This window comes from Chryseobacterium sp. CFS2 (assembly GCF_036543225.1).
GTDB lineage: Bacteria > Bacteroidota > Bacteroidia > Flavobacteriales > Weeksellaceae > Chryseobacterium > Chryseobacterium culicis_A.
Genome location: NZ_JAZHQU010000001.1, coordinates 106424 through 125559 on the forward strand (window position 1 = coordinate 106424; position 19136 = coordinate 125559).

Annotated in this window: 18 protein-coding genes; 9 read left to right on the plus strand and 9 right to left on the minus strand. The window is 37.1% G+C overall.

Annotation, left to right across the window (positions count from 1 at the left end):
- Window positions 1-22: 22 nt before the first annotated feature.
- Complete coding sequence (locus ODR02_RS00495; RefSeq protein ID WP_309511290.1) at window positions 23-970, minus strand: FecR family protein; 948 nt, start codon at window positions 968-970, stop codon at window positions 23-25.
- A 241-nt stretch (window positions 971-1211) separates the two neighbouring features.
- Between ODR02_RS00495 and ODR02_RS00500 the strand changes: the two genes are divergently transcribed.
- Window positions 1212-1838, plus strand: coding sequence for an RNA polymerase sigma factor (locus ODR02_RS00500; protein ID WP_309511291.1), 627 nt, complete (start codon window positions 1212-1214; stop codon window positions 1836-1838).
- Between the two features lie 249 nt (window positions 1839-2087).
- Here the strand turns inward: ODR02_RS00500 and hxpB are convergent, their stop codons facing one another.
- Both hxpB and ODR02_RS00510 read right to left on the minus strand, forming a co-directional pair.
- On the minus strand, window positions 2088-2735 hold the full coding sequence (gene hxpB, locus ODR02_RS00505) for a hexitol phosphatase HxpB (RefSeq protein ID WP_209784871.1): 648 nt from the start codon (window positions 2733-2735) through the stop codon (window positions 2088-2090).
- Between the two features lie 36 nt (window positions 2736-2771).
- Window positions 2772-3392, minus strand: coding sequence for a helix-turn-helix transcriptional regulator (locus ODR02_RS00510; protein ID WP_209784872.1), 621 nt, complete (start codon window positions 3390-3392; stop codon window positions 2772-2774).
- A gap of 194 nt (window positions 3393-3586) precedes the next feature.
- Between ODR02_RS00510 and ODR02_RS00515 the strand changes: the two genes are divergently transcribed.
- From ODR02_RS00515 to ODR02_RS00540, 6 genes are all read left to right on the plus strand, one after another.
- The gene (locus tag ODR02_RS00515) at window positions 3587-4213 is read left to right on the plus strand and encodes a superoxide dismutase (RefSeq protein WP_309511292.1); all 627 of its coding nucleotides are present in this window, start codon (window positions 3587-3589) and stop codon (window positions 4211-4213) included.
- A gap of 21 nt (window positions 4214-4234) precedes the next feature.
- Complete coding sequence (locus ODR02_RS00520) at window positions 4235-4735, plus strand: DUF2480 family protein (RefSeq protein ID WP_209784874.1); 501 nt, start codon at window positions 4235-4237, stop codon at window positions 4733-4735.
- A 5-nt stretch (window positions 4736-4740) separates the two neighbouring features.
- On the plus strand, window positions 4741-5310 hold the full coding sequence (locus tag ODR02_RS00525; protein WP_209784875.1) for an NADPH-dependent FMN reductase: 570 nt from the start codon (window positions 4741-4743) through the stop codon (window positions 5308-5310).
- Window position 5311: 1 nt separating this feature from the next.
- Complete coding sequence (locus tag ODR02_RS00530; protein WP_309511293.1) at window positions 5312-6364, plus strand: NAD(P)/FAD-dependent oxidoreductase; 1053 nt, start codon at window positions 5312-5314, stop codon at window positions 6362-6364.
- A gap of 143 nt (window positions 6365-6507) precedes the next feature.
- Entirely contained in the window at window positions 6508-6693 is a 186-nt protein-coding gene (locus ODR02_RS00535) for a 2Fe-2S iron-sulfur cluster-binding protein (RefSeq protein WP_309511294.1), read from the plus strand.
- A gap of 144 nt (window positions 6694-6837) precedes the next feature.
- A complete protein-coding gene (locus ODR02_RS00540) occupies window positions 6838-7188 on the plus strand; it encodes a 4Fe-4S dicluster domain-containing protein (protein WP_309511295.1) in 351 nt (116 codons plus the stop codon).
- A 139-nt stretch (window positions 7189-7327) separates the two neighbouring features.
- Here ODR02_RS00540 and ODR02_RS00545 read toward each other — a convergent pair whose 3' ends face one another.
- The 3 genes from ODR02_RS00545 to ODR02_RS00555 form a co-directional block, all read right to left on the minus strand.
- Window positions 7328-8263: a ketopantoate reductase family protein gene (locus ODR02_RS00545; RefSeq protein ID WP_309511296.1), complete on the minus strand. Its 936-nt coding sequence runs from the start codon at window positions 8261-8263 to the stop codon at window positions 7328-7330.
- 63 nt (window positions 8264-8326) lie between these two features.
- Window positions 8327-8908 (minus strand): Crp/Fnr family transcriptional regulator, encoded by a 582-nt coding sequence (locus tag ODR02_RS00550; protein WP_309511297.1) that lies wholly within the window; start codon window positions 8906-8908, stop codon window positions 8327-8329.
- Between the two features lie 75 nt (window positions 8909-8983).
- A complete protein-coding gene (locus tag ODR02_RS00555) occupies window positions 8984-9781 on the minus strand; it encodes a class I SAM-dependent methyltransferase (protein ID WP_209784880.1) in 798 nt (265 codons plus the stop codon).
- A gap of 184 nt (window positions 9782-9965) precedes the next feature.
- Here ODR02_RS00555 and ODR02_RS00560 point away from each other — a divergent pair, with 184 nt between their 5' ends.
- Window positions 9966-10721: a helix-turn-helix domain-containing protein gene (locus ODR02_RS00560; RefSeq protein WP_309511298.1), complete on the plus strand. Its 756-nt coding sequence runs from the start codon at window positions 9966-9968 to the stop codon at window positions 10719-10721.
- Between the two features lie 26 nt (window positions 10722-10747).
- A complete protein-coding gene (locus ODR02_RS00565) occupies window positions 10748-11911 on the plus strand; it encodes an FAD-dependent oxidoreductase (RefSeq protein WP_309511299.1) in 1164 nt (387 codons plus the stop codon).
- Window positions 11912-12005: 94 nt separating this feature from the next.
- Here ODR02_RS00565 and ODR02_RS00570 read toward each other — a convergent pair whose 3' ends face one another.
- From ODR02_RS00570 to ODR02_RS00580, 3 genes are all read right to left on the minus strand, one after another.
- Window positions 12006-15041: a reprolysin-like metallopeptidase gene (locus ODR02_RS00570; protein WP_309511300.1), complete on the minus strand. Its 3036-nt coding sequence runs from the start codon at window positions 15039-15041 to the stop codon at window positions 12006-12008.
- A 661-nt stretch (window positions 15042-15702) separates the two neighbouring features.
- Window positions 15703-17127, minus strand: coding sequence for a hypothetical protein (locus tag ODR02_RS00575; protein ID WP_209784884.1), 1425 nt, complete (start codon window positions 17125-17127; stop codon window positions 15703-15705).
- Window positions 17128-17294: 167 nt separating this feature from the next.
- Complete coding sequence (locus tag ODR02_RS00580; RefSeq protein WP_309511301.1) at window positions 17295-18704, minus strand: tetratricopeptide repeat protein; 1410 nt, start codon at window positions 18702-18704, stop codon at window positions 17295-17297.
- Window positions 18705-19136 lie beyond the last annotated feature (432 nt).

The window sequence follows — 19136 nt, forward strand, 5'->3', positions numbered from 1 at the left end:
TTTATTTTTTTTGAATAATGATTTATTTCTTAAGGATATAAGTGTTTTCTTTTTTCTGAACTTCCAATCCAAGAATGAAGGCCAGCGATTCTATATTTTCGCTAACTGTTCCTCCGGTAAAATCAGCCGTTATCTTTTTATCTTCGGCCTCTTTAGGATACAGTACTTTAGTGTTATAATTGCTTTCCAGCACTGCTACGACTTCTTTTAAAGGAACATCGTTAAAACTCAAAGACAATATTGAAGGAATTTTGTTTGTCGGGTTTTTCACAGGTTTCAATGAAATAATCGCTGTGGTATGAGCAACCCCGAAATTGGTCCACTTCTGATTAGGTTTAAGAAAAGAAACAGGAACTCCCGGAGATGATACCGCTACCTTTCCTTCATAAAGATCAACAGCTTTTTTCTTTCCGGACTGTGTGATTTTAAACACAGTTCCCAATACTTTAGTACTGAAACCCTCAGCATGAACAATGAAAGGATGTATTTTTGACTTCGCCACAGAAAAGACAGCATCTCCTTTTAAATTCACCACTCTGGTAGAAGCAGGAAATGATTTTGCTACAGTCAGTTCAGCACCTGGCAAAAGAGTGACCACCGATCCGTCTTCAAGATAAACAACACGGTTTACCGATTTTGCGAGATATACATCAGGCTTTATGAACATGGTGTAAGTAAAAATACCTCCCAGCGACAAAAGCAAAATAATAACGGCCGCAATTTTATAGAAGGATGTTTTAAAACTTTTTACAGATTGTATATCTCTTTGAGGAAAGTAATATTCAAGCCCAGCTAATACCCTTTCTCTGGATTCTTTCAGATGAACAGTATCCAGATCTTTTTCTGTACGGATCTTCCATTGTTTTAAAAGTTCATTTTCTTTTTCCGAAATTGGGTCTTCCGAAATTTCCCGTTCCCAAAGTCTGAAAACAAAGGCTTCAATATTTTTACAAGTTAAACGTTTTTTCATAGGGTCTTTAATGGTATTCACTGATACTTCTATCTATAAGACCGTGAAAATGAAAAACTTCCCCAGCGCATTCTTAACCTTATATTCACATTACAACCAGATTGTTAATAATTTCTACCCTTTTTCACATTTACTCAACATTAATGTCATATTTGAGTGCTGTTTTTCAGAAATATTTAATCTTACTCTACCCAAAGTTCACAAAAAGTTAATTTTCCTTTAGGTAATTTTGTAACACAATATGAGCCCAACAGACTATACATTATTAAAGAAAATAAAATCAGGCGACCGCCCTGCATTTATGCTGCTGTATGACCGATACTGGGATAGTCTATATCGCTTTGTTTTTCTACGGACACGGGATAAAGAAATCTCTGAGGAAATTCTTCAGAACCTATGGATAAAGATTCTTGAGAATACAGATATGATACAAACCGATGATACGGCAAGTGCGAAAGGCTACCTTCTCCGCCACCTTCATTACAGAATCATTGATTTTTATAACAGCTACAAAAAAGCACCTCCTACTCTGAGCATTGACGAATTTGATATTCCCAATGAAATTGAAATAGCAGATACAGACTACTTTGAAATCCTTGAGGAAAATGAGATCAGTACTCTGCTATCAATGATTGATGAAGTGGTTTCTCAGCTTCCTTCAACGGAACAGCAGGTGTACGATATGAGAATCCGAAAAAATATGTCTGTGAATGAGACCGCAGAAGCACTGGGAATCAGCAACAAGACGGTAAGTAATAAATTAAGCAAAGCGTTGGGAGAAATCCGAGAACAGCTGAACCCTGAGTATCAGTCGTCAAAGAAACTGGTTTCTATCCTGCTTTTGATGGAGGCTTTGACGAGGTATTGAGAATGGGATGCGAGGTTCGGGATTCGGGATTCTGGGTCGAGTCAATGGTCAATTTGCTGCGGAGTCAATCGTCAATTTTATAACGTCTATCAAGATTCACAGCGGAGCGGATTCACTTTTTCACGTCAATGGTCAATTTGCTACGCAGTCAATCGTCAATTTTTATAATAGCTATCAAAATTCACAGCGAAGCGGATTCACTATTCACTATTCACTATTCACTATTCATTATTGACTATTCATTATTGACTATTCACTAAATACAGGGAGCAAAGCCTTATTAAAGTCTAGGATTTTAAAATCGGCAAGATTTGAGTCTATGCTTTCATCATTATTCGTGAAAATTACAGTCTGCATTCCGGCCTCTTTTGCAGCCTTTAATCCTGAGTGGCTGTCTTCAATAGCAATGCAGTGTTCCGGGGAAACCCCAAGATTTTTTGCAGAAGTGAGATAAACTGCAGGATGAGGTTTTCCCTGAGTTTCAAACTCTGATGAGTGAACAGTATCAAACAATTCACGAACCTGAAGTTTTTCAAGAACAACATGTGCTACACGTAAAGGAGCATTGGTTGCCAGCCCTATTTTATATTCTTTAGTCTTAAGATTTTTAATAAACTCCTGCACACCGGACATTGTACAGTCTTTGGTCTGTATCATCTCGATCACCCTTGTTACCACTTTATGTTCCAGATCGGATGCATCAAAATTTTCCCAGGGAAATCTTTTATACCAGAATTCGGTTACTTCATGAGTGGTCATATATTTAGTTTGTGCTGCAAGATCTTCTGTAACCTGCACTCCATAAGATGAAAATACATCAAGTTCTGCCTGTGTCCAGAATTTTTCTGAATCTACCAGAACACCGTCCATATCAAATATTACTGCTTTTAAAGCCATCTTCTGAATGATAAATTATAAGTTATGAATGATCACTTACTGGCTGATTTTATATACACAGCGCTGCCCTCCGGAAATGATATGATCTATTCTTTCCACTTTGTAATCCTTACCGATCAAGGATTGAAAATTGGATAATTCGGCACGGCAGAACCCCTGACATTCTGTTGCCGCAGCACATATGGGGCAATGGTTTTCAATCAGAAAATAATCTTTGCCTTCTTTTTTCCACTCTGCCATATAGCCTTCTTCACTACGAACTTTTGCGAGAGATTCAAGGCGCTGTTCCAGAGATTTTGCGTGAGAAAGTACTTTTTCATACCGCTCATGGGTATTCTTTTCCCTATCACTGATCAGTAAGTCCAAAGCATTGTCACCCAAAAGATTTTTTACTGATTTCAAAATCTGAACCGTCACATCTGCATGTGTATCCGGAAATTGAGACAATCCTTTCTCTGTAAGGGTATAGTAAGTAGATGGACGGCCCACGCCTTCGCTCTTCACCGAAGACCGGATCAATCCTTCCTGAGCAAGGTTCAGTAAATGCTTTCTAGCCCCTTCTTTGGTGATCGAAAGCTCTTCAGCAATAAGAAGCGATGTAGCTTCACCTCTCATCTTTAAAAACATCAGAATACGATCCGCAGCCGGCTTCTTCATTTGACAATATTTAGGTTGTTTTATTTTTCAACAACAAATATAGTCATTTTCTATAACCTCAAAAATCAAAGCTTAAAACAAACATTTACAATATATTATACTTTCGAACTATAGCATCAATAAAACAACATAAAAGTTGTTTTATTCAAATATATTTCTACCTTTGTCATACATTAATCAAAAAAATAAATACGATGAACCCGTTTACATTACCCCAATTACCTTATGCTTATGATGCCTTGGCACCTTTTATAGATACAGAAACAATGACAATTCACCATCAGAAACATCATCAGGCTTATGTAGATAATCTGAATACTGCACTGGCACAAACCAATGAAATCAATCCCGACCTTGATTCACTACTTCAAAGAATTAGCGAATACAGTCCTGCTGTAAGAAATAATGGTGGCGGTCATTATAATCATTCTTTATTCTGGGAAATCCTTTCTTCTCAACCCAAGCTAAATCCAGAAGGTATGCTTCATGATGATATCACGGCAACTTTCGGCAGTCTTGAGAACCTTAAAGCAGAAATAAAAAAAACAGGTTTGGCGCAGTTCGGTTCCGGATGGGTATGGCTTTTTGTAAAATTCAACGGATCTCTGGCCATCAGCTCTACCCCTAATCAGGATAATCCGATGATGGATATTCTTTCCATGAACAGAGGTTTTCCGATTCTTGGAATAGATGTATGGGAGCACGCCTATTATCTGAACTATCAGAATAAAAGGGCCGATTATCTGGATGCTTTCTGGTCTGTACTGGATTGGTCTTCCGTAGAGAAAAAATACGAAGAAGCTTTATCAAAAGTAAGATAATCAACACAGAATAAACAAACTATGACTGAGGAAAATTTTATCAATAAAGCAAAGGCTTCCGGCATTATTGCCCTTGACCTTTCAGACTATAAACCTACTACGGAGATTGTAGAACTGGATATCAAAGAGTACCTTTTCATGGGAATGATTGTTAAGGAAAAAGAGTTTAAAGAATCAATTGCTGCGGTAGATTTTTCTGTATACAACGAAAAAGCAGTGGGTATTACCTGCTCTACCGATGCCATCATTCCGCCATGGGCTTACATGTTCATTATGGAAAAACTTTCGCCTTATGCTTCTTATGTGGATTTAAATGATGCCGAAGCAATTCTGCTCGATCTCTGGAAACGCCGTCTCATTTACGCTGATCTGAAACAGTATAAAAATCAGAAAGTGGTTGTTCGGGCCAGTACCCATCATGATCCTTCGCTTTATTTACTCGCTGCAGGATTATTGAAACCTTTGGTTAAGACACTGATGTATGGCGAGATAGGATTACCCAAAGTAATTTTTAAACAATAAAAAAAATGAAAGCAATCATATTCAACGGATCACTGGAAAGAAGAACCTTATCTACTTCCGGACTGATTTCAGAGTATTTTTCAGAACAGCTGAAAATACTGGGAATTCAAACAGATATTTTTACACTGGCTGATTCCGGCATTCCATTATTCGATGTTACTCTTACCAAAACTCCTTTGGCGGTAGAACGCATGACTCAGATGTTCACTGATGCAGATCTGCACATCTGGCTGGCTCCTCTTTATCACGGAAGTATTCCGGGAGTGATGAAAAACTGCCTGGACTGGCTGGAAGTGACCGCCAACAGGTATGAACCTTATCTTACGGATAAAACTGTGGGGTTGGTATGCTGGGCAGATGGCCTTCAGGCGATGCAGGGAATCAATGCCATGGATTCTATTGCCAAATCATTGCGTGCGTGGCCATTGCCATTCAGTGTTCCTATTGTAAGATCATCATTATTTGCCTCTGATCAATCCACTGAAATTTCAGCTCTCTACGCTGGTAAGTTTGATAAACTGATCAGCATTGCTACCTCCAAAAAAATAGAAAAAACGACTATAAACCATTCATAACATGATAGAAACAGATATACTGATCATTGGTGCCGGCCCTGCAGGGTTATTTACGGTATTTGAAGCCGGCCTTCTCAAAATGCGCTGCCATATTATAGATGCACTGCCGCAGATGGGAGGCCAGTTATCAGAGCTGTATCCCAAAAAACCTATTTTTGATATTCCCGGATTTCCCAGTGTACTGGCCGGAGAACTCATCGATAATCTTTATGAGCAGATTAAACAGTTTGAACCGGGCTTTACATTTAATGAAACAGCAATACATCTTCTCAAACTGGAAGAAAATCTTTTTGAAGTGATTACTGATAAAGGAACAAAACACAGAGCGAAAGCCGTTATTATAGCCGGAGGTCTGGGAAGTTTTGAGCCTAAAAAACCACCTATTGAAAATATTTCTGATTTTGAGGAACGCGGCGTTAGTTATTTTATCAAAAGGCCGGAGGATTATACCGGAAAACATATAATCATTGCCGGAGGTGGGGATTCCGCACTGGACTGGACGATTCATCTTGCTGAAATAGCTTCGTCCGTTACTCTTATTCACAGAAGGAATGAATTCCGCGGAGCTCTGGATTCTGTTGAAAAGGTAAAAAAATTAAAACAGGATGGAAAAATCAACCTGATTACCCCGGCAGAAGTGGTAGCTGTGGAAGGAGAAAATCAGTTAACAAGAATATTTATTGAAAAAGAAGGAACAATTCAAGCCATTGAAACAGATTATTTTATTCCTCTGTTCGGGCTGCTTCCCAAATTAGGTCCTTTGGCTGATTGGGGACTTGAACTGGAAAAGAATGCGATAAAAGTAGACAACAGCGCTGACTTTCAGACGAATATTCCAGGGGTGTATGCTGTAGGAGATATCAATACCTATTCTTATAAAATGAAACTGATTCTGTGCGGATTCCATGAAGCAGCCATTGCCTGCCAAAGTATCTATCAGCGTTTGAATCCCAATAAAAAATTTGTACTAAAATATACAACGGTAAGTGGAATTGAAGGCTTTGACGGCACCAGAAAGCAGGCAGAAAAACAGGTAGTAGCTACTATTGACTAAGAATTATGGAGAATGAAATTACTATTACTGTTATCGACCAAAGCGGTAATGCTCATACATTATTATGTCCTTTAGAAATGGGACTTACGCTTAAAGATATCTGCAAGGCTTACGAATTACCCATGGAAGCTATGTGTTGAGGAATGGCCATGTGTGCCACCTGTCATTGTTTTATTCTCAGTGAAGCCATCCCTCTTCCTGAAAAAAATGATATCGAGGAAGCTCTGTTATCAGAACTGTTTACCTCCAATACAACCAGCAGATTAGCCTGCCAGATTCATCTGACTGCCCAAATGGATGGACTGTCAGTAAAAATTGCTGCAGATTAATGAGTTAAAATTAAAAATTAGCACACTTTATGCTGCTTATTTTCAAAGAACAGTGTTGAACTGCTGTAATTAAGTTTAGCGGGGATTTCTGAATCGTCCGACGTTGAAGAAATCCCTTTTTTAAACCCTTTAAATTCATACAATATGGCTATAAAAATAACAGATGCCTGTATCAACTGTGGAGCCTGCGAACCTGAATGCCCCAACTCAGCCATTTACGAAGGTGCTATCGACTGGCGCTGGAAAGACAAAACAAAACTTTCAGGACATATCACATTTCCTGACGGCACAGAAGGTGATGCCGATGCATACCATGAAGCTGTTTCGGACGAAGTTTATTATATCGTTTCCGGAAAATGTACAGAATGCAAAGGTTTTCATGAGGAACCTCAATGTAAGGCCGTATGCCCTGTAGATTGCTGTGTGGATGATCCTGATCACAGAGAAACTGAAGAAGTATTATTGAACCGGCAAAAGTTCATGCATAGTGCCTAAGTACCTGATTGAGTAATTTGATTACCAGTATGAACCAGGAAAACGACTAAAAATTTCTATCTTTTATATTTAATTTTCAATAGAGGCGGGTTTTAACCCGCCTTCTTATATTTCTTTTTCTTTCGGCTTTAGCCAAAACTTATTTTATAGTAATCTCAGTGTAGATTTTCTGAGTAAAAGAAGTTTCTACACCTGTTTCAGAACCATATTTCAATACGGCACCTGCAAATAGTTCCAGTTCATTATCCTTCTTTCCCGAATGGATATCAAGCTGTAAGGAAGTAGGCGTTTCAAAAGGAAAGGTAGACGCCTTTTCAAATGTTTTATCAATGATATCTTCCTGAAGATGAATTTCTTTTTTAGCAGCAATCTGTTGTATTTCTTTCATAATTTCAGTCGCTTCCTTCTTCTGTTTCTCGTCCGTACATACAGTTCCGATGGATGAATTATGCTTTGCCGTTACCAATCCGAAACTGGCAATGAAAATAAATTTTGTCCAGATATCCGTTAATGAATTATCCTTGAAATCAAAGTCAATTTTACTTTCTCTCAAAAGGTCTGTAACCCATTCCACTGGAGTGGAAAAATGCTCAGGATCTCTACCAACAATCATTTTCCCGGCTTTTCCTTTATGCTCTACAATTCCTCTCTCTTTAATATGAGAAGCTACATAAATACAGGTTGGAAGAATGGTATGCTCCGGAATAACGGTACGTATTCTGTCATAGATGTCTGCTCCGTTCATCATAGGAAGCAAGATCGTATCTTTGTTGATGACCGGCATCAACTGCTTACATACATTTTCAAGGTCATATTCTTTTACACAAATTAATACCAGATCAGGATTTTCAATCTCACTGACGTTCTGTACAATGGTATCAGGATGAGTCTGCGAATTAGCATGTTCAGGAGACAGCAAAGTCAGTCCGCTATCTTTTACTTTCTCATAAGTTTCTCCACGGGCAACAAAGGAAACGGTATATTTCCGGGAAGTTTCATTAGTCTGATTTATTTTAAATCCAAAATAACCGCCTACACCACCCAATCCTACTACTACAATATGCTTTTTGTTCATGAATTATTTTTAAACAAAGATCAGTGATCATTTCTGAACTATCACTTGACAAATGAAAAGAAATTACAGTTTGTGAATATCCCTTCGGATCCTGCTCAGTGAGCTGTCTTTAATTCCTAAATAAGAAGCAATTACCTTCAAAGGGACATGCTGAAAAATATCGGGATCCTTCTTCATCAGATTGAAATATCTTGTGGATGCTTTCTGACTGGCCATTTCAATCAGTCTGTCATGAATATTATAATAATTAAGGACAAAAAGAAGCCGGCTAAACTCCCTGAATTCGGGAATATTATGGAAATTATGCTGTACATTTTCCAATCCTGTTTCCCAGAAAATGCAGTCTGTAACAGTTTGATATATTTCTTTGGCAGGCTGCTGTCTGAAAAAGGATAAAAAGTCATTAACGAAGCAGGGAGCTTTATAAATATTGGTGGTAATCTCCTCATTATCTTCATTCAGTATATACGAGCGGACATACCCTTTTTCAAGAAAATAGGTTTTGGTACTGATGGCATCTTTATCCAGCAAAATTGTATTGGCTTTCAATTCAAAGCAATTAAATTTTTCAGTGATCTTTTCAACCACTTCTTTTTCAATACTGAATAGAGAATGAAAGTAAGTGTTAAGTGATGATTTGTCCATTAAAGTATCTTCATAAATCTATTTTGAGACTTCTAAAATAGTGATAATTCAGATATTCGTAAAAATTTCTAGCCTTTAATGGTTTGATTTCACTGCTTTCGTTGCTATAAATGTTGGCAGATATTCATCAATTAAAAAGCGCGGATTTGGCTGCATTTCTTCTATAAAATCTGCAATTAAAAAACCTGCTCTCAATTGTCCGCCAATAAGATCTGAAAGTGTATGCCCGAAAACCAGCGCTTCACTATGTTCCAATTTTCCATTAATCTGATTCTGATCCAAATCTTTTATATCAGCATAAGGAAGTGTATATTTTGGTCTGATAATTCCATCTTTTATATCCTGAGGATTTCGGTCTGCTATAAACACAACGGGATTAAAAAAGCTGGCCAGCAATACTCCTCCTTTTTTCAAGACTCTATACGTTTCTCTCCAAACGGGATTCACATTTTCCACATAATGGTTGGATATGGGATGAAATACAATATCAAATGTTTCATCTTCAAATACACTCAGGTCTCTCATGTCCCCCTGAATGGTTTTCAGTGACAAACCGTCACGCTCAGCAACTTTTTCATCCTGTTTAAGCTGTTCACCGGAAATATCAAAAACAACTACGGAAGCTCCTGCTGCTGCCAGTACCGGAGCCTGCTGTCCTCCTGCAGATGCCAGACACAAAATTTTCTTTCCTTTCACATCTCCCAACCATTCCTTATTTAATGGTTTCGGAGTCAGATGAACCTCCCATTTTCCAGCTTTCGCATCATTAATTAAGTCTGTACTTACAGCTTTTGACCATTCATTCTCTTCTAATGCCTGTTTGTTCCAGGCCGCCTCGTTGTGCTGTATAAAATTGATTTCACTTTCCTGCATATTTTTCATTTTCCGGTCATTAACTCTTAATTTACAAAAATATCATATTCATAGGCAAATCAGCTGGTACAGATTTTCTAAAATGTACTAGCCCAGTTCAATATTCAAATTGTATTGTACTTTGTAGTTTACAACAATTTTTGTAATTTTCTTCATCTAAAAGCAGTCTGCACAGACAATAATTATGGACAATGACTTCTCTTATCATTTCATAGAACCTGACCAAGAGATCGCAGATTTTGTTGAAAATCTGGGAACTTTTCAGAACCTTTCGGATGAAGCGAAAGAAGTGGTTATCATCCCTGACGGAAGAATTGATTTATTTTTTTCACAATCGGCTTCAGAGCCTTTTCATATTACTCTTCTCGGGCTGGAAACTTATCCGGAACAAAGATACATTGCTCCCCATACCATTGCCTTTGTGATCAGTTTTAAACCTCTTGCTGTTGAATATATTTTGAATACCTCTATCGCAGATCTTTTGAATATTGGAAAAGAACTTTCTCCTGATTTCTGGGATTTTAAAACAGATGATTTAAAAGATTTTTCCTGCTGCTGTACAAAAGCAATTCAAAAAATAAAAGAACGCCTTCCCACAAAGGTAGATGAAAGAAAACGCCAACTTTTTGAGCTGGTTTATGCCTCAAAAGGAGAAATGAGTGTGCAGGAACTTTCTGAGAAAACAGGCTGGAGCAGCAGGCAGATCAACCGTTATTTTACCAAACAGCTCGGCTTGTCATTAAAAGCCTACTCTACTATTTTGCGTTTCAGGGCATCTTTGGAACATATCGCACAGGGAAGGCTTTTCCCGGAACTTAATTATACCGATCAGAATCATTTCATCAAAGAAGTGAAAAAATTTTCAGGGGTTGCTCCTAAAGAATTATCCAAAAATAAAAACGACCGATTTGTACTATTATCAGTGTTGAAAGGAAAATAAATTTGCATTGTAAAATTTAAATTAAAATGCTGATAGAAAATAAATCAATAGCAATCGTTGGTGGTGGTCCTGCAGGACTTACGCTGGCAAGACTTTTACAATTAAAAGGTGCAGATGTAAAAGTATATGAAAGAGATTTCAATAAAAATGCACGGGTACAAGGCTCTCCTCTCGATATGCATGAAGACTCAGGACTGGCAGCCCTGCGCAAAGCAGAATTATTGGAGGAATTCAAAAAGACTTTCCGTCCCGGTGCAGACAGAACACTGATCATGAATGAAAAGGCTCAAATATTTTTTAACGATCATGAAACAAAACCTGAAGAAGATTTTGGACATGAGCATTTTCGTCCAGAGATAGATCGGGGTCCATTAAGAAATATGCTGTTGGAATCCCTGCATCCTGACACCGTAGTCTGGGACAGTCATTTTCTCTCGATGGAACCTCAAAATGAAGGCTGGCTTTTGCACTTCAAAAACGGGAATTCAGTGTACGCAAACCTTGTTATTGCCGGAGACGGAGCCAATTCTAAAATACGGCCTTATCTCACTGATATCAAACCAGTTTATTCCGGAGTTATTATGTTGGAAGGAAATATTTCAAAAGAAAATGCCCCTAAGATTGATGCCCTAATTAAAGGCGGAAAAATAATGGCATTCGGAAATACAAAAAATATTTTGCTGGGCCAGAAAGGGAATGGAGATCTCGGGTTTTATGCAAGCTTTAAAGCTGATGAAAACTGGCCTGCTACCAGTGGTCTTGATTTTTCTGACAATGCACAGGTGCTCAAATGGTTCAAAACAGAATACTCCGAATGGAATCCTTTATGGGAAGAATTGTTTGAAAATGCTGCCACTCCTTTTATTCCACGTCTGATTTACTCTATGCCCTTAGATCAAACATGGAAAACCCAGCCCAATCTAACATTGATTGGTGATGCTGCTCACGTAATGCCTCCATTTGCAGGAGAAGGTGCCAATATGGCTATGCTGGATGCCCTTGAATTGAGTGAATATTTAACGAATGACAGTTACAGCACATTACAGGAAGCAATTTCCAGCTATGAACATCATATGCAGAAAAGAGCAGCCACTGCCACACAGGAATCCCTTGAAAACGGCGAACGGATGCATTCTGAAAAGTCATTGGTAACCATGCTGGACTTTTTTAATGGTCATACTTCATCATAAACAAAAGGCTGTCTCAACCAGAGACAGCCTTTTTCAGTTAAATAAATCTTTTTTCTCTCCGCGTTTTAGATCCTGATGCGGAGATTCATTTGTGTTATTTCTTGATTAACTTAGTATTATAAGTATTCTTATCATCTTTTATAGTGATCACATACATTCCTTTTACCAAAGAAGCAACATTGATCCTTCCTTCAATTTTACCTTCCTGAACCAATCTTCCGTCAGCACTGTAGATTTTGTAATCTGCTTTACCTTTAAGGTTTTTCACTTCTACAAATGTATCTGCAGGGTTAGGATAAATAGATACTTCGGATGATTTCGTGTCTACGACATCTCTCACAGCAAGGTTAGCATTTTCCGAAATCTTCACAGAAAAATCTCTGAAAGATCCTACAGAAACGATTCCACCACCATTTACAGGTACAGTAGGACTTCCACAAGGTCCGCTGGCTGCATTAAAGAAAGTACTTGCAACTCTCATTCTCAACAATTTTTCACCAGAGTACGCCGTGTCAGGCACTGTAAATGTCACATTTCCGTCACGAAGGTAAGCCTGAGCAGCGGCAGCATAGAAAGGAAGAGCTCCACTGGTTACTACTTTTTCAGAGTTTTCAAAGACTCCGTTTCTGTTGTAATCTATCCAGATTTCAAGCCAGTCGTTATAGTTTCCTCCCGCAAGGTTTCTAAAGCTTGCTGTATATTGAGTTCCTTTTGTTAAATTAACAACTTTGGTTGCATCTTCACTAAAGTCAAGATATGTTTTGTAAACATCCAATCCGGTATATACATAAGCCAGGTTAGATAACGTCAATCTTACAAGACCACTATTAAAGCTTCCGCCATTTCCTCCTGTAGTCATTAAACAATAATCTGAACCCGTTCTCAGCCCTTTTGTTTTAAAGGCATAATTAGTAGAGAATGCTCCCGGAACACTATTTACAACGGCAGCTACCTGTACTTCATAATTGGTTTCATCTTCAAGATTTGACAACAATACAGAGTTGACAGCACTTGTTGTATTCGACCAGCTTGCAGCCCCTACTTTTCTGTAATTGACAGAGTAAGTGGCTCCCGGTACTTTATTCCACGATATTCTCGCCGTTGTTTTTAAAACTTCTGTCTCTATTGCAGAAACTCCTGTTGGAGCGACGGCAGTAGAAGTAGGAGCCGTTCCTACTGTTACAGCCGGAGATACAGCATAGAAAATATTGCCTACTGCTGATATTCTTAATTTAATAGTTCCCGTTACATTAGCCGGCATTTGTACAGCATAGCTTCCTGTATTAGGTGTAGAAGCTACCAGATCTGTCCATGTAGCCCCGTTATTGGTTGTATAATCTATTTTTACGGCAGCTACATTATAAGGAGCGTTATTGGTGTTTGCAGCATCCCATGTGATGGTATTGGATGCATCATTATATAAAACAGATGCTGTAGTAAGTCCGCTGAATTTGAAAGGTCCGTCATTACCTACTGTTACAACCGTTTCAGCAGTGGAAGTCATTGGTCTTAATGCATTCTGATCTCTTACAGTTACCGCATAGTTCAATGTTCTTGGGATATAGGAAACGGTTTCCCATACCTGTTTGTCTGTCAGTACACCATTCAATACAGTTTCCAGCTTAGGGAAATATCTTCTGCTGGTGGCTGTTCCCGGTAAAGATCTCGCAATAGCTCCTTCTGCATTATAGCCCCATCCACTATCTCCGGAAATCGTGTTCCTGTCTCCTACACTGTTGTATTGTTCCCATGTATAGGTAACAAGATCACTTTCTGCATCTACTGCTACCGCGTCCAGATAATAGGCAGTTCCTTTAGGAATAGAATAATTAGCCAACGGTGTAATTACCGGTGCGGTATTGTTTATGATATCAACAGCAACACCACATCCTACTTTAGCTTCGAGGTTATTCAATACCTGAGAAATAGATTTATAATGGAAATATCCATCCATATTGGCCTGAATATTATCCTGAGTAATTCCCGGATATCCCATGATCGTTGTTCCTCCCCAAGGCTCTACATTGGCACCGGAAGCTTCAGTTCTCATAGAGAAGGTATGGTTGGCTCCCAGCTGGTGTCCCATTTCGTGTGCTGCCATTAAGTCAAATACTTCTCCTACAGGGTCAGGGCTCATTGAAAAAGCGGCACCTTTTCCTAAAGAAGTATTAGTGGCAGGATTTGTACAAACAATTCCTATTCCTCCGGCATTTCCATTTCTGCTTTGTCCTACATTGCGATGAAATACGTGTCCGATATCATAATTGGCATTTCCAACATCTGCCGTCAGCTTTTGTTGCAGCTGTAAGTTTAATGACGGATCTCCTGCTGCTGCCTGAGGGGTATAAAAATCGGTAGCAGGATCTGTATAAATAATTCCCGGAAGATCCAACACATTAAAGTGAGCTCCAAAATCTCTCTCAAAAACCCCATTGATTCTGGTCATTGTATTATTGATCGCAGCGACAGCACCGGCAACTGTGCCACCGTGAAATTGAGTATATTCACCGGTAACAGCCATAGCCATTCTGAAAGTTCTGTATTTTGTATTAGTAGGTCTGTTGGTAATTCCTACATTGGAAAGCATCTTTTTTCCGTTTTCCACCAGTTTACCTATCTCCTTAAGATCATGCTCCGTATCACATTCAAACCCATGCATGTCTCCTTTTTCCTTTGTTTTATAAAAAACGCCATAAGTCTGTTTATCTGCACTTATAGGTTCTATAAACTGAAATATACCGTCTTTAATAATCATAGACTGCATATCTGTAGGGGATGTACTAAATCTTAAATACTTAGAAGCATCATCCACGCCAATTCCTACATAGGATCCCAGCTGATATCTGTCTACAAGAGATTGCTCCATCACAGGATTGCTATAGACCGCAAATTTTTCAATTTTTCCTTCTGCTGTTGGTAAAGAAATAATAACAGGACGTGCATTTTTTCCCGTCTCTTCAGCATTTTTCAACATTTCTCTCAGAGACTTCAAATCAACTCGGTAAGAATGTTGTACTGCAACTCCTTCTCTTATCTGTGAAGTTTTCTGAGAAACAGATTCCCATCTCTGAGCATTGAAAGCCGTAAAACATGATGCTAACGCAAAAACGAATAAAATTCTTTTTTTCATAGATTTATATAAAATTATTTTGGTATAGATATAAGGTTGCTTATTTTTTCATCAAAAGATCATTCAGACATTGTATTTAAAACCATAGCGGAACATTATCATAAATACAACAAAACAAAACCAATCGTATAAAATTCGCAAAAAATCCCACCGCAAAGCTTGTATATTTCAAATAAAAAACAAAAAAAAATCCTACTACACAGGTACAACAAGCATGATAATTATTTAATTATCAATAAATTATATTCAAAACTCATTTCGGTCTTACATAATATAAGTTCTTTTAGGCGAGGAATCATTAAAATCTCAGGAAGAAAACTGGAGATAAAAACGTATTGAAAATCAGGACGAAAGTCATACTTAAATAGTACTTAAAAAAGATAAATTATGAAAAATTAAGGTAAAAAATAAGTCAGTTGAGAATGATCAGCTCTTTTTTTGATTAATAATTTCACAAATCAACTGAAAATATAACGACTTATATATCAAATATTTAAAAACAAAAATACAGTATGTAGTACCCATGTAGTATAGTATTTTTTCATGTTCCCAATAAAAATTTTCATATTTGACCAAAGAGACCACAAGAAAAAAACCGAGTGGTGAAAAGAGAATATTTCGAGTACTGTCTGACCTGATAAATCAGACAGTTTTTTTTTGATTATTGTAAGGTATCAAAGAAATGATAGATATCTGTTTCTCCAGGAATGTTCAGTTTTTTTCTGATTCTGTATTTTTTCTGCTGAATACTTCTATGCTGAACCATCGTATAGCTTGCTATTTCTTTAGAAGTAAAATGCAGTTTAATCATAGCACAAAAAACCAGTTCAGAATTTTCAAGACTTGGGTTAATCATTAAAAGCTGAGCTATAAACTCTGGGTAAGCTTCTTTAAAACGATCCAGAAATTCAGAGTCATTCTTTTTACCAAGTTCTATAATCTCTTCCTGCTTATTGTCATTCATCCTTATTTTCAGATTTTCAGCTTCTATAGAAAGGATTTTTTTACGTTTTCTCAAGGTAAGAACAATTCTCCAGGCATATAGTCCCAACAGGCAGAGACCTAAGAACGACAGGGAAACAATCCAATATATTTTACTTTGACGATGATCGGTATCTTGTTGGGCTACCGTAATAAAAGACTCCATATCCTGATTGATGGTAGCCAGCAAAGATGTATTGGTTTTATAAAAAGCATCCGTGTACGCCTTCAGATAAAAATAGGCCTTCTCTTTATCCCCCGTATGTTCATATAATACCCTGAGATCATTATAGATATACTTGGCGTAATAAGCATAGATACGTTTCGTTTTTTCATTGATTTTCAATGCCCTATTAAAATACACTTCTGCTTTATCATATTCTTTATAATTAAGAAAGTACTCCCCCATAATAGTATTCGTATAGAGGGCTATTCCGTCTTCTTTACCTCCTATATTGGCTTTATTGTAGGCAATTGTTATGTACTTATAGGCAGAATCCCTGTCTCTGCGCATATAAACATAATCGCTTATAGCACAGTCTGCAAGCCCCGTATTGTCCAGTTTTTTGGCTTGATGGAAATATTCAAGCGCTTTTTCGTATTCTTTTTTTTGGGTAAGATAAATTGCCTGTCTCAAATAAATACTGAAAAGTATATCATTTTTAAGCTCTGAGTTATCACTTTTCTTTATAAAGCTCATGGCTTCATTGTTATATTGAAAAGCCTTATCAAGCCTTCGAAGTTCTACATTGAAGCGTCCGTACACGTTATAAAATCTGGCTTTGTGGATATTATCCTCTGAACCATCCAGGATCTCTTTTGCATTATCAAAAAGAATCTGCGACTTCTGAAAATTTTCCAGTGAAATATTAAGCTCAGCCAGATTGATAAAGCATAGCGCCTTCCCTTCTGCATAATTCATTTTATTAGCCTGATCATAATATTTTTTATTAAGCGTAATCAATGAATCATACGCTCCGGAAAGCCTGAATTTCTCATTCTGCTTAAGCAAAGAGACATCAAATCTCTTTTCAGCCTCTTTCTTTGAATGAGAATGGCACGAAACTAAAACAAAAAGTAAAACAGAAAGAAAAATACGCATCATAAGTTTCTCTATTTAAGCTAAATCCCTGTATTAATTATGATTAAACAATGATCTCTCAGAATAATGGTTTTCATATTTTAAAAATTTTCAATGATTTTTTCTGATAAAATCAACAATAAAATCTTTTCATAAAACAGAATCCTGCTGCTTTTATTGTGATATATTTTTTATTCTGTTAACGTTTCAAAAAAGTCATAAATATCTGTTTCTCCGGGAATATTCAGTCTTTTTCTTATCCTGTATTTTTTTTGCTGAACAGATTTGTGCTGTACAAAAGTATAATCCGCAATCTCCTTAGAAGAAAAACGTAATTTCAACATGGCGCAGAAAGCGAGCTCTGAATTTTCAAGATCCGGATTGATTTCCAAAAGGTTTTTTATAAATCCGGGATACAATTCTTTGAATTTCAACAAGAAAGAAGAGTCATTCCTTCTAGCAAGTTCAATCACTTCTTCCCGCTGCTTTGTCTGGACATGATTTTTCAATGCATCGGTTTGCTCTTTTAAAGTATTCTTCTTCTTTCGTAATCCGCCAATCATCTTCCTGACATATACTCCTGAAACGGTAAGAACGGTGATTGACAGCGCGATAAATAGCGGAAGATCATTTTTATGCCAATCTGATTCCTGTTTTACTTCTGAAATAAAATCTTCAGTCGTTTTATTCATTGCAGCGAATCGTGCAGCATCAGATCTTCCTTCCTCTTCCATATATTTCTTCAGATAAAAATAGGCCTTTCCACCATCATTTTTTTTCTTGTATAATTCTGCAAGAGCCTTATAAACCTCTTTTATATGGGAGGAGTAAGTGCGTCTTGTTTTTATATTGATTTCCAGTGCTTTTTTAAGCGCTTTTTCTGCCTGTTCACTATTATCAACATCATTATAATAATATCCCATGGTGTAATACACCCAAAGTGACTCCACATCTGTTGTTTTCTGACTAAGCATTTTTTCATCTGCCCTGGCAATATATATTCCTGCAGAATCAGGTTTATGGGTAAATAAATAATACTGTGCCATCATACAATTGGTATACGCTGAATTTTCCAGCACATTGGCTTTTGTAAAACATTTTAAAGACGTCCCAAACCATCCCTTCCATGCATAATAAATAGCCTTGTTTACATAAAGTCTTGGAAGAAGCTTATCAGTGAGTTTTGTTTTTTTTACCTGTTTAAAATAATAAAATGCTTTATTATTACACGCTATAGCCTTATCATATATTTTAAGATGAGAATAATACAGGCTGTAATCATCATAGAAAGTCGCTTTATGATATGCATTTTCAGAAGGTATCAGATCTTTTTCTGCTTTATTGAAAAAAAATCGGGCTTTATCATAATTTCCAGCTGAGACATTCACACTTGCCATATTCAGATAGCAGAGCCCTTTCCCTGCTGGATACCTCATTTTGACTGCCTTTTTCAGATATTTTTTATTAAGCTGGGCAAAGGCTTCATATCCACCAGACAACTGAAGTTCAGAACTTTGAGTCAATAAGGAAACATCAAAATCTTCTCTTTCAGTAGTATGGGATTCGCTATGACATGAAAATAGACACAGAAATAACCCCATGCAGATACTAAAGGTTATTATATTCTTTATACCCTTCGGATATGTCTTTTTATTTTTAAAAATGAACCAGTTAATTTTTCCCATCACCACCACTTTTCCTTATATATCCAGATATCTACCTATTCATTTTCTTACAAATAAGTTGATAATTATCTACCGTTATTTCAATATTATTCCCCAATATGTGTTATAAATATACATATTTTATCATGTTCATTATGAAATAAACAGGTTATTTTGCAAAAATGTAACATTCAAATAAAACAATGTGATTTCCCCCTTAAACGAATACTTTTTTAAAATTTACAGACCACTTAGGTAAGTATTTCTGATCAAAAGTATATGTTTTGTTTTTAATAAGACTATCTAAAAAGAAATTTGTTACAGATTGATCAGCAGGTTTACAAATTTTAATGAAATTAATTAAAATTC